Origin of the sequence: Methylocaldum sp. GT1BB (assembly GCF_051027545.1) — a bacterium.
GTDB lineage: Bacteria > Pseudomonadota > Gammaproteobacteria > Methylococcales > Methylococcaceae > Methylocaldum.
The window spans coordinates 3465794-3478351 of sequence record NZ_CP194902.1; the positions used below are offsets into that span (position 1 = coordinate 3465794).

Genomic DNA, 12558 nt, shown 5'->3' on the forward strand with positions numbered 1-12558 from the left:
GAATCAACTCTTCAGGAGTACCAAGATGTCGTCTGTAAAAAGCTTAACTCCGCCCAACGCGTGGAATGCTTTCAGGGAACAAAGCGGTGCCGTGCTGCTGGATGTCCGCGATCCTTTGGAATTCTCCTATGTCGGGCATCCGTGCGGCGCCATCAACATTCCGTGGAAATGGGCGCCGGACTGGAAGCCCAATCCGGACTTCGTGAATCGCGTTCGCCAAATCGCTCCGAACGCCGATACCCCGATTTTCTTATTGTGCCGCAGCGGGCAGCGTTCGCTCGATGCCGCCAATGCCTTGGCAGCCGAAGGCTATTCGGATCTTACGAATATCGAGCAAGGCTTCGAAGGCCCTCTCGACGAACAGAAACATCGTAGCAGCGTCGGCGGCTGGCGTTATCATGGGCTTCCTTGGGAGCAAAGCTGATAGGGACGAAAGAGCCCGTCACTTTAAACGCCCTAACGCACACGGAAATGGGGAAGGCGCGCATCCGATAGGAGCTTCGCACCCCCCTGCGTCCGTATCCGCATATCAAAGGCTCGACCTGCGATAAATCCCTTTAAACCGGCTACCGTTCTTCGTTTTGCAACATGGCGATGTTAATGATAGTCGCCTCATGCATCGCAAAAACGATAGAGAAGGGATCAGAGGGGTTTTCATGCAATCGAGTGATATCACGGTTGTGCTGCCGACGCTGAACGAAGAGATAAACATCGCTCATTTTCTGTCGTCGTTACCGGATCGCTGTCGTCTCATTGTCGTGGATGCCGGGGACGACCGAACTGCGGAAATCGTCGCTCGCCACCGTTCGCCGGAGTTCACCCAAATTGTGAGGCTGAAAAGCACGATATCGGAAGCTCGTCAGATCGGTATGGAGTTGGCCGGAACCGGATGGGTCTTGTTTACGGACGCAGACGTGGTATTCCCACCAACCTACTTTCGGGCACTCGCCGGATATGCGGAATTCGACTGCGTCTACGGTCCAAAACTGTCGCACAATCGATTTCGCCGATATTACCGCTGGTTCGCCCACGGGCAATGGATATCTCACAAAATGGGAATTCCTGCGGCGAGCGGCTCCAATTTGCTGGTCAGGCGCAGTATCGTGACGGAGGTGGGCGGATTCGACCCCGAACTGATTTGTAACGAGGACTCCGAACTGGTCTGGCGCATCAAACGCGCCGGCTACCGCACCGCGTTCGCACCGGATCTGCCCGTATATGCAATGGATCATCGTCGTCTGGAGCGGGGCGTGTTCCGCAAGACGCTTCACTCTGTTGTCCGGTGCTTATTCCTTTATTGCGACCTGATTCCTGCCCGCTGGCGCAGACTGGATTGGGGTTACTGGTCGCATGTCCAGCAGGGCGAAAGCGGTGCGTCCGCTCAGGACTGAGTGAGCTTTAAAATCTGGTAGAATAACCGGTTTTACCCGGCTCCCCGCCCCCACCATCCATCCTTTTTCCGATTTATGATCGAAAAACTTCGCAATATCGCCATCATCGCCCACGTAGACCACGGCAAGACCACTCTGGTCGATAAGCTGCTCCAGCAATCCGGCACGTTCGCCGCCCACGAAAAAGTGGAGGAACGGGTCATGGACTCGAACGCCCTGGAGAAGGAGCGCGGTATCACCATTCTGGCCAAGAACACCGCCATCGACTGGAACGGCTATCACATCAACATCGTCGATACCCCCGGCCACGCCGACTTCGGCGGCGAAGTCGAACGCGTTTTGTCCATGGTCGATTCCGTGCTGCTCTTGGTCGATGCGGTAGACGGCCCGATGCCGCAGACCCGTTTCGTGACGCAGAAGGCGTTCGCCCTGGGGCTCAAGCCCATCGTCGTCATCAATAAAATCGATCGTCCGGGAGCGCGCGCCCATTGGGTATTGGACCAGACCTTCGATTTATTCGACCGGCTGGGAGCGACCGAAGAGCAGCTCGACTTTCCGGTCATTTACGCATCCGCCCTGAACGGCTATGCCGGCCACAGCCCGGATATCCGCGAAGGCAACATGGACCCCTTGTTCGAAACCATTATCGAAAAGGTGCATCCGCCCGTGGTCGACGAAGAGGGCGGCTTTCAAATGCAGATCAGCCAGCTGGACTATAGCTCCTATGTGGGCGTGATCGGCATCGGCCGCATCCAGCGCGGCACCATCAGGACCAACACCCCGGTGGTGGTCGTCAGCCGCGACGGCAAGCAGCGCAACGCCCGTATCCTGCAGGTGTTCGGATTCAAGGGGCTGGAAAGGGTCGAAGTGCCCGAGGCGAATGCTGGCGATATCATCGCCTTCACCGGCATCGATGCGCTGGAGATTTCCGACACCATTTGTGCCGTCGATTGCGTAGAGCCGCTTCCGCCTTTGACCGTTGACGAGCCCACCGTGAGCATGACCTTCCAGGTCAACAACTCGCCTTTTGCCGGCAAGGAGGGCAAGTTCGTCACGTCGCGGCAAATTCGCGAACGTCTTCAGCGGGAACTGCTGCACAACGTTGCCCTGCGCGTGGAAGACACGTCCGATCCCGACAAATTCAAGGTTTCGGGACGCGGCGAGTTGCATCTCTCCATCCTGATTGAAAACATGCGCCGCGAGGGCTACGAGCTTGGCGTGTCGCGTCCCGAGGTGATCATCAAGGAGGTCGACGGCGAGCTCTGCGAACCCTATGAATTCGTCACCATCGAAGTGGAGGAGGCGAATCAGGGCGCGGTGATGGAGAAACTGGGCGAGCGCAAGGGCGATCTTTTGAACATGGTGCCGGACGGGCAGGGCAGGGTACGGCTGGAATACATGATGCCGTCACGCGGCCTGATCGGCTTTCAGACCGAATTCATGACTGCCACCTCGGGCACCGGCCTTCTGTACCACGTCTTCGATCATTACGGCCCGGTGAAGAAAGGCGATATCGGCCAGCGTATCAACGGTGTGATGATTTCCATGGTGGAAGGCAAGGCCCTGGGCTATGCGCTGTTCAATCTGCAAGAACGCGGACGCCTGTTCATCGAGCACGGCACGGAAGTCTACGAGGGCATGATCATCGGCATCCATTCCCGCGACAACGACCTGGTGGTGAACCCCACCAAAGCCAAGCAGTTGACCAATATCCGCGCCGCCGGCAGCGACGAGAACATCATTTTGACTCCGCCCATCAAACTGAGTCTGGAGCAGGCTCTGGAGTTCATCGACGATGACGAACTGGTGGAGGTGACCCCGAAATCCGTTCGACTCAGAAAAAAGCTGCTTCTGGAACACGAACGCAAAAAAGCCACCCGTGCGGCGGGCGCCTGATGCAGAAATAAGGGAACATTCGCGATTGTCGATATCTGCCTTGGCCGTTTGTCGGATGATTGTCATCGCGGCGGACGGTCGAGGCTGCCCAAGGTCTGGTGCTCGGCTTTTCCGCTAGATATAAAGAAGCAGGAGTATCAGGGCCATCCCCGTGAGGGCGATTTGCCAGCCGATGCTCGACCAGCTGACTTGGACGCGCTCTTTTTGTTCCTGCCACCAAACGGGAACGGTTGACTTGGCTCGTTGGAAAATTCCGTTCAGCTTTTTGAATCCGAAAAGGAGGATGAGCATGAGCAGCCCGAATCCAAGCCATGCGGTAACTGCCTGAGCTTCATAGGGGGTGAGGGCAAGGAGAGCCTCCAGGACATGCTCGGTGACTAATTCGAGGGTTTCGAGCAGAAGTTCCACCGCCGTGATCAGAAAATCCAGCAGCACATCGCCCCAAAAAATAGCTGCGAGCACTCCTGCTCCAATCACTCCGGCCTTTTTCATCGTGGATCCCCTTTTGTCTTTCGTGCCCCGGTTCTCGGGCAGCCGCGCAAAAATTTTGCCCAAGCCAGGGTTCATCTAGTTCGCGTCTCGTCGAGCTTCCTCACGGTGTCTTCCTGGTGCAGAACAGAGCGTCGACCCTGCTGTTTTCAGTTTACAGATACAGGCTGCAATCTGCCATTTATAAAGCGTCGAACAGGCGATTTCTTGTGACGGGAAACAAGACGCGGCCTAACAGCTTTCTTGAAAACATGACTGGAGAACGCTCTGCACCTATTGGCGCACGACAATATGCTGCCCACGTTTTGAGGATCAAAAGGCCGGTAAAAATCGGCCGAGAGTGAATGAACCTACCAGCCGGCTTCTTTCTCCGGGGAAGCGCTGATTTTATGGATGGTTAAGTCCGCGCCGGCGAATTCATCTTCCGGGTCCAGGCGCAATCCGACCGTAAGCCTGAGAAATCCATAAATCAGGAGACCGCCGACCGCGGCTACGGAAAGCCCGAGCCCGGTGCCGATCAACTGCGATAAGAAACTGACGCCGCCGACACCCCCGAACGCTGGCAGGCCAAAAATTCCGGCAGCGATTCCTCCCCATGCCCCACAAAGGCCGTGCAAGGGCCAAACGCCCAACACATCGTCAATCTTCCAGCGATTCTGGGTCAGGGTGAACAAGACGACGAACAGAATCCCGGCGCCGGCCCCGACTACCAATGCACCGATCGGGTGCATGAGATCGGATCCCGCACATACGGCAACCAAACCGGCCAAGGGACCATTGTGTACGAAGCCGGGATCGTTGCGTCCCATCAGAAGAGCAGCCAAGGTCCCCCCGACCATCGCCATGAGAGAATTCAAGGCTACTAAACCGCTGGCAGCATTCAAGGTCTGCGCCGACATGACGTTGAAGCCGAACCAGCCGACAGTCAGTATCCAGGCACCGAGCGCCAGAAACGGTATGCTTGATGGTGGATGGGCGGAGATGTCGCCGTTTCGATGATAACGGCCCCGGCGCGGCCCAAGCAGAATCACGGCGACCAGGCCGATCCAGCCGCCTACGGCATGCACCACGACCGAGCCGGCAAAATCGTGGAATCCTGCTCCGAAACTCTGCTCGAGCCAAGCCTGAACGCCGAAATTCTTGTTCCATGCAATCCCCTCGAAAAACGGGTACACGAGCCCGACCAGCAAAAACGTAGCGGTTATTTGCGGATTGAATTTCGCGCGTTCCGCTATCCCGCCGGACACGATAGCGGGAATCGCGGCTGCGAAAGTGAGCAGGAAGAAAAACTTGACCAGCTCATAGCCGTTGTTTTGAGCCAGATGTGCCGCCCCGTCGAAGAATTGGACGCCGTAGGCGATGTAATAGCCGATAAAAAAATAGGCTACGGTCGACATGGCGAAATCCGTCAGGATCTTTACCAAGGCGTTAACCTGATTCTTGCGGCGAACGGTGCCGAGTTCGAGAAACGCGAAGCCGGCGTGCATTGCAAGCACCATGACCGCGCCGAGTAGCACGAAGAATACGTCGTTGCTTTTACTGACTGTCTCCATAAAAACGATCTCTTTGGTTTCAGGACGGGGTGTCGTAAGCAAGAAACGAGCCTTTTGTTCTTGGCAGCATATGGCCTCGTTTTGGGGCATGTCTTCCCGAAACGGTGCAGCGTCGAATGATCCTATATGGTGCGAAAAGGACAGAGGTGCACCAGAGATGAACAATACGTCATGCAGGGTAAGTGAATGCACTTAGATTGTTTGCCTGAATCCATTCTCCTTCCCGCTGTCATAGTCAGGAGTGTTTCGAAAACGAAACGATATTTCCTTGGGACTGACTTATTTTTGGACAGGAGGCGTTATGGCCGTAAAGCTCTTTGACTCGAGGGGTGTTCCCCTTGAAAAGCAACGGTTCACGTGGAAAGAGATGGTTCAGAAGCCGATCAGCAAGCTCGATGACGAGGCGTTCACGCGGGTCAGGATCATCCTCATGAACGGACTTGAAATGGAGGCGCTACGTTTTCAGCACCTGTGCGCACGGATGAACAAGGACCTTCAGGTACCGCTGGCTAAGGTCAGGCGGGCCGAACAGCATCAGCAGACTACCGTCAATTGGCTCATTTCTTCCGATCATTCACCGCTGGAGACCACCATCGCCTACGAGCAAGTGGCCGTCGAGGTCACCGCGGCGGTAGCGCAAAACGAGCCCGACGGCTATCTGGCTCAGGTTTACCGCTTCGGCTTGCTGGAGGATTTCGACCACCTTTACCGCTATTCGGCGCTGTTGGATCGGCTCGAGGGCAAAGACGCGAACAACATTCTGCAATCCCACACGGACATCATCCCGGGAAGACCGACCGTGGATGAGCATCGAGCGCCGGAGAACGATTTGCGCGAGCACTACGATCGAACCAAAGCGGCCGCGATCAGCAAGCTGCATGCGACGACGATCATGGCCGCCGAGTATCAGACCCATGATTTCTACGCCAATGTCGGACCGATGTATGCCGATGCGGTCGCCCGCCAGTTATATGCTGAAATCGCCTCGATCGAGGAGCAGCATGTCACTCAGTATGAGTCCATCATAGACCCCAACGAAACATGGCTCGAAAAATGGCTGCTGCACGAAGCGACGGAAGCCTACAACTACTACAGCTGCGTGGAGCAGGAATCCAACCCGCGCATCAAGGCGATATGGGAGCGTTTCCTGGATTATGAGCTCGGACATGTCGCATACGTGTCGGAACTGTTCAAGAAGTATGAGAGGCGCGATCCGGCCGAGGTCATTTCAGACACGTTGCCGGAACCTATTCCGTTCAAGAGCAACCGCGAATTCGTCCGCAAGGTGCTCGATCAAGAAGTGGACTTGCGCACCCGCGGCACTCAATTTGTCGATAAGTCGCAGGAAGATTCGGCGTCCTTGGATTACCGGCAGCATATGAATTCGGACGGGTCGCCATCTCAAACGGTGGCGGCGGGATACCAGTGGTCCCCCGGTACCGAGTTGAATCGCAGGGTCGCATAAATCGCAAGAAACCGTCTGAGGAGTTGAACCATGGAAAAAACATCAGTCGAGATGAGCTCGAAAAATCGCACCGGTATCGGCATGTCGCCGGTCGACAGCCAGCGGATGATAGACGCGGCGCAGGCGGCTCCTCCGAGTTCGTCGGGAGACGAATCGGCGCTTGCGAAACTCGATAGCGTCTATATTCGGGAAGCCGAGCCGGTGGGGTCGGTTCCGCCGCCGGGTACCTTGAAAGGTATGGCTCAGGCCACCCTACAGAAACTGACCGGCAAGCATCCCGAAGTCTTGGTCGATAAGCTGGGCGAGCGCCTGGCGTTCGAGCGCACCGGTACGCGGCTCTACGACTATCTCATTAACAAATGTGAAACCGCGTCCGAGGCCGGCTCGCCGATCTCTGTCGACACGCTCAAACGTTTTCGGCGAGAGGAGGCCCAGCATTTCAAGCTGGTGGCAAAGGCACTGGAGTCGTTAGGCGCCGATCCGACCACGCAAACGCCCGGTGCGGACGTCAGCGCCGTCGCGTCGAGCGGAGTGCTTCAGATCATGAGCGATCCGCGCACCTCCATAGACCAATCCTTAGAAGCAATCCTCACCGCCGAGCTGGTCGATCATGCCGGTTGGGAACTCTTGATCCGATTGACCAGCGAGATGGGGCTTGATGATATGGCCAACGATTTCCGGACGGCGCTTGCGGAGGAGGATGATCACCTGATGCAGGTGCGCCAGTGGCACGAACAATCCACGCTGTCCCACGCAGGCGTATCGGCGATCTGACGGCCATCGGTGCGGCTGCCTCGGGATTCGGCTTTTTATTCAGGCAAAGGTCGGCCCGAGGCGGCTGCAGGGTAGTAGGATGATGCGCTGTCGTACCATAGGATCGTATTGCCTAACGCCTTTGCTTCGCCCATTTTATTCGTCACGATTCATGCCCGCGCAGCCGGAGTGATTTTGGGATTCTGAGAAACGGCGTTTCCTGCTTGCAGCTGCCACATGGCGTCGAATACGCCGCGCCGCCGCCTCAATTCCTCGGGGCTGCCGTCCTCGACGATACAGCCTTCACTCAGCACGATGATCCGGTCGAACGAGGCCACCGTGGACAGCCGATGAGCCACCGCCAGCACGGTGCGGCCCCGCATGAGCTTGGCCAGCGCCTGGTGAATCTCGAGCTCCGAAGCGGTATCCAGTGCCGAGGTGGCTTCATCCAAGATCAGGATCGGCGCGTTCTTCAGAAAAGCGCGGGCGATGCCGATGCGCTGACGCTGGCCTCCGGACAGTTTCACGCCGCGCTCTCCGACCAGCGTGTGGTATCCCTCCGGTAACGCGCGGATGAAAGCATCGCAAAAGGCCTGACGGGCCGCGGCATAGACCTCCTCGTCGCTGGCCTCGGAGCGGCCGTAGCGGATGTTGTCCAGGATCGAACGGTGGAACAGCGAAATATCCTGCGGCACCACGGCAATAGCCGCACGCAGAGCATCCTGCGGAATTTCGGTCACGCACCGACCGTCGATCAGAATGCGGCCTGTATGAACATCGTCGAGCCGTTGCACCAGGCTCACCAGCGTCGACTTGCCGGCGCCGGATGGGCCGATGATGCCTAGCCTCTGGCCAGCCGGAATGTCGAGGCCTAGATCGCGGAAAAGGAGATCGCCGTTTGCATAGCCGAAGCAGACGTTCTCGAACTTGATGGCTCCGCCTTGTGGCACGAACGGTTTCGCCCGTGGACAATCGGTTACCGAGTGCGGCTTGCCGATGTCCCTCAGGGTCTCCGCGATAAGCCCGAGCTGCTGAGTGGTGCCGAACAAGGCAAAGGCGAGGTCGCGGGAGCCGTGTAGTATGCGGAATGTCAACGTGCTGACCAGCACCACCTCGCCGGGCGTAATCCGATTCTCAGCCCAGAGTTGGAGCGCCCAAGCCAGTATGGTTCCCGCCATCAACCATAGCAGCAGGTCGTGAAGCACCCTGGTTTTCTCCTGATACATCCAGCTCCGCCGCTGGCTTTCGGCTTCCAATCCCAAATGCTCGGCCAAGCGTTCCCGTTCGCGTTGCCGGGCGGAAAATGCCTTCACCGCCCAGATGTTTCCCACCACGTCAACCAGTTCGCCATTCGCGCGCGAACACTGTTCAGCATAATGGCGATGTATGGGTTGGCCGCGCCGCCCGAACAGAATCATGCCCCCACCGACGATCGCGACAAAGACGCACAGGAGCGCAGCCATGTCACCGTGGACAGTTCCCAGCACGATCATAGCGCCCAGGAAATCGGTGCAAGGCGGCACCATATTCCAGGCGAGTACGCTGAACAGCGTCCCCGTGGCGGCAGCGGTTTCGCTGATGCGGTTGCCCAGGGAGCCGGCCATACGATCATTGAAATAGCACATGGAGTGGCCGGAGAGGTGCTGGAACAAATCGAGCCGCACATCCACGCCGGTGCTCACCATGGTCCGGCAGCCGAGCCAGCCGCTCAATCGCCACAGCCCATGCTCGACACCCACGAGAGTGATAAACAGTGCCAGGGGACCCCAGACGGCCAGCCGATTCCTCTCCGGAGCGGACATGGCGTCTACCAGAAACTTCATGCCCACCTGCACACCGATGGCGCAGGCGGCGGCGCCGATCACCAACAGGAACAAACCGGCGAAATGGAACGGCCGGCGCCGAACATAGTGCAGGAGAAAGAATAGGGGGCGTCTCAGAAAACGAGGTGTCGCTTCGGACGTATTCGAATTTTTGGTGTCTGGCATCTGTCCCTGATCCCTAAACCGCAAAGCTCACGCGCAATTGCAACGGCAAGGCTTGGCATCATGCTTATGACGCGTCCGCTCTAACCGCCAGTTATCCGACCCGATGCTAAGCGGATCGAAACCTCGGGTGAATAGGGGCTGTCCCGTATATCAGGAGGATTATGTAGGCGTTGAACATGCCGACAAACAAGGATTTAGCGCTTGATTCGATGTTGGAGCGGGTTTCGCGTTCTCCGTACTTCGGAACCGCGAACAAACGGACCCGGTCTCATTGGATAGTCTATTTTTCGCGATGCAGCAGAAAAATCCATTTCCAAGGAGGGCTCATGGAAAAAACACCCAAGATGACCGTATTTTCCCACCTACGTTGGAATTGGGTCTGGCAACGCCCTCAACATCTGCTGTCTCGCCTGGCCAAGCATTTTTCCACTGTCTTTATCGAGGAGCCGCTACACTCTGAAGCCGCGCATTGGGAGTTTCATCGCCCGGTTCCGGGGGTGCTTGTTGCCACCCCTTTCACGCCTATTCTCGACCCGGGCTTCAACCATCGCCAGTTCACGGAACTGGAGCCGCTCATGGACGACTTGAGCGAGCGCGAGGAACTGCGCAATGGCCTGGTTTGGCTCTACACACCCATGGCGCTGCCTTTGGCCCGTCGGCTCAAGCCCACGGCGATGGTCTACGACGTCATGGATGAGCTGTCCGCTTTCAAGGGCGCCTCTCCCGATCTATTGGAGTTCGAAGCGGAGGCCTATCGCGCAGTTGACCTGGTATTCACCGGAGGCCCCAGCCTGTATCGCGCCAAGGCGCACCGCCATCCCAACGTACACTGCTTTCCGAGCAGCGTTGATGCGGCCCACTTCGGCAAGGCTCGCGAAGCCGGCCTGGATCATCCCGAGCAAGCGGATCTGCCCCGGCCGCGGCTCGGCTTCTTCGGTGTTATCGACGAGCGCATCGACCTGCCGTTACTGGACGCCATGGCACGGACAAGGCCGGACTGGCAATTGATGATGGTCGGACCCGTCGCCAAGATCGATCCCGCGGAGTTGCCACGGCACCCCAACCTCCATTACTTCGGTCAGCGTTCCTATGAGGAGCTGCCCGCATTCTTGGCTGGATGGGACCTTTGCCTGTTGCCCTTCGCCCGGAACGATTCGACCCGCTTCATCAGTCCGACCAAAACCTTGGAATACATGGCGGCGGAAAAACCGATCGTCGGCACGCCCATCGCCGACGTGGCGGGGCCCTATGGGGAGATCGTCCACCTTGGGGATAGCGTCGAGCAATTCGTCACCGCCTGCGACCGGGCGCTGACGGAAGGGGACGATCGCACCCGGCGCAGCGAGGCGATGCGCAAGGTATTGCGGAATACGTCCTGGGATGCTACCGCACGGTCCATGGCCAACGAGATCGGCAAAGTGCTGCACGGACGCCGGCGCGGCTCCGGTCCCGTTTCCCGCCGTTCGATGCGATCGCAGAACGAGCAGTGGGATATTGCCATCATCGGAGCCGGACCGACCGGCCTATCCGCCGCTTATCATGCCCCCGGCGCATTGCTGCTGGAAGCTAACGACAGCATAGGCGGCTGGTGCCGCTCCATCGAGGAGAACGGTTTCACCTTCGATTATGCCGGGCATATCATGTTTTCCAATGATGGGTATGTGCACGAGCTATACCGAAAGCTTTTGGGCGACAACGTGCACTGGCAGGATCGGGAAGCCTGGATCTACAGCAAGGGCGTGTACACCCGCTATCCGTTCCAGGGCGGTCTGTACGGCCTGCCGCCCGAAGTCATCAAGGAGTGTCTCGTCGGTGCCATCGAAGCCCGTTTTGGCCCCCTGAGTGAACGGAAAACTCTGGCTGGTAACCGCCGGGAATCGCACCGTGAACGGGATTGCCGGATCGGGGACGTGAAGGATTGCTGCGGCGACGGCATCCTGGAAAGTACCGTCCGCTGGGGTGCTGCGAACACTCGGAAAGGACTGCCGGAACGCTTCGCAAATTTCGAGGAATTCATCTATAAGGTGTGGGGCGCCGGCATCGCCAAGCATTTCGCCATTCCCTACAACCGCAAGTTATGGGCGGTGGATCTCAAGGCGATGGAAACCTCCTGGCTGGGCGGACGGGTACCGCTGCCCGATCTGGAGGACATGATCGAGGGCGCCTTGAGGCCGGTGCCCAAGCCCATGGGACCGAACGCCCGCTTCGGCTACCCCCTGCGGGGCGGGTTTCAGGCGCTGATGAACGGCTTTATTCCCTACGTGCGCGATCGGCTCCGCCTCAATGCCGGGGTGGTCGCGATCTCTCCTCACCGGCATACCGCAACCTTGGCCGATGGCATGCAGATCGAGTACGGCCACTTGATCAGCACGATGCCGCTGCCGGTACTGGTCCGTAGCCTCGGCGAGGAAGCGCCGGTCCATATCCGCCGGGCGAGCGAGGGTTTACGCCACGTCTCGGTACGTTGCGTAAATCTCGGGATCGGCCGGCCCCATCTCACCGAGAAGCATTGGATCTATTACCCAGAGGACACGGTATTTCACCGCATTTTCGTGCAGGGCAACGCCAGCCCCCATTGCAATGCGCCGGGCGGTTTCGGCCTCACCTGCGAGATCACCTATTCGCCCGCGAAACCGCTGCCCTGCGACGGTGACGCCTTGATCGAGCGCTGCATTCGAGACTGTCAGAGGGTTGGCATGTTCACCCCTGAAGACCCGATTTGGGCTGCCAACCAAGTGGACCTGCCGCATGCTTACGTCATTTACGATCATGTCCGTGCCGAAAACGTGAAGTTGATCCGGGACTGGCTTGCCGAACACGACATCCTTTTGGCCGGGCGCTACAGCGAATGGGAGTATTACAATTCCGATCACGCCTTCCTCGCCGGAAAGCGGGCCGCCGAGGCGGTGCGGGAGCGGCAGACTAAGCGCGCGCAACACAAGATGAGTTCAGCTTCCGAATCGGTGCTCCTGGCTGCAGCGGCGGCCGCGGAGGGCGCGCTGAAATTCTAGAGCGGCGCAATG

At 58.2% G+C, this 12558-nt stretch carries 9 protein-coding genes; 6 read left to right on the forward strand and 3 right to left on the reverse strand.

The genetic code is table 11. The features are described 5' to 3' along the window. The first annotated feature begins 25 nt into the window (after window positions 1-25). The 3 genes from ACR2TX_RS16895 to typA all read left to right on the forward strand — a co-directional run bounded on the left by ACR2TX_RS16895 (window position 26) and on the right by typA (window position 3287). Window positions 26-424, forward strand: a complete 399-nt coding sequence (locus tag ACR2TX_RS16895; RefSeq protein WP_077731596.1) for a rhodanese-like domain-containing protein — start codon at window positions 26-28, stop codon at window positions 422-424. Window positions 425-656: 232 nt separating this feature from the next. Further along, window positions 657-1391 (forward strand): glycosyltransferase, encoded by a 735-nt coding sequence (locus ACR2TX_RS16900; protein ID WP_434130253.1) that lies wholly within the window; start codon window positions 657-659, stop codon window positions 1389-1391. 75 nt (window positions 1392-1466) lie between these two features. Beyond that, window positions 1467-3287 carry a translational GTPase TypA gene (gene typA / locus ACR2TX_RS16905; RefSeq protein ID WP_077731595.1) on the forward strand — a complete coding sequence of 607 codons (1821 nt, stop codon included), beginning with the start codon at window positions 1467-1469 and terminating at the stop codon, window positions 3285-3287. A 114-nt stretch (window positions 3288-3401) separates the two neighbouring features. On the opposite strand, the gene ACR2TX_RS16910 is transcribed toward typA, so the two are convergent. Then, entirely contained in the window at window positions 3402-3779 is a 378-nt protein-coding gene (locus ACR2TX_RS16910; protein ID WP_133718539.1) for a hypothetical protein, read from the reverse strand. A 347-nt stretch (window positions 3780-4126) separates the two neighbouring features. Further along, window positions 4127-5329: an ammonium transporter gene (locus ACR2TX_RS16915; RefSeq protein ID WP_434130255.1), complete on the reverse strand. Its 1203-nt coding sequence runs from the start codon at window positions 5327-5329 to the stop codon at window positions 4127-4129. Between the two features lie 301 nt (window positions 5330-5630). Here ACR2TX_RS16915 and ACR2TX_RS16920 point away from each other — a divergent pair, with 301 nt between their 5' ends. Next, window positions 5631-6794: a hypothetical protein gene (locus ACR2TX_RS16920; protein ID WP_086135538.1), complete on the forward strand. Its 1164-nt coding sequence runs from the start codon at window positions 5631-5633 to the stop codon at window positions 6792-6794. 30 nt (window positions 6795-6824) lie between these two features. Further along, complete coding sequence (locus ACR2TX_RS16925) at window positions 6825-7568, forward strand: ferritin-like domain-containing protein (RefSeq protein WP_077731592.1); 744 nt, start codon at window positions 6825-6827, stop codon at window positions 7566-7568. A 149-nt stretch (window positions 7569-7717) separates the two neighbouring features. Here the strand turns inward: ACR2TX_RS16925 and ACR2TX_RS16930 are convergent, their stop codons facing one another. Next, on the reverse strand, window positions 7718-9535 hold the full coding sequence (locus ACR2TX_RS16930; protein WP_133718536.1) for an ATP-binding cassette domain-containing protein: 1818 nt from the start codon (window positions 9533-9535) through the stop codon (window positions 7718-7720). Window positions 9536-9861: 326 nt separating this feature from the next. Between ACR2TX_RS16930 and ACR2TX_RS16935 the strand changes: the two genes are divergently transcribed. Beyond that, window positions 9862-12546 (forward strand): FAD-dependent oxidoreductase, encoded by a 2685-nt coding sequence (locus ACR2TX_RS16935; protein WP_434130258.1) that lies wholly within the window; start codon window positions 9862-9864, stop codon window positions 12544-12546. Window positions 12547-12558 lie beyond the last annotated feature (12 nt).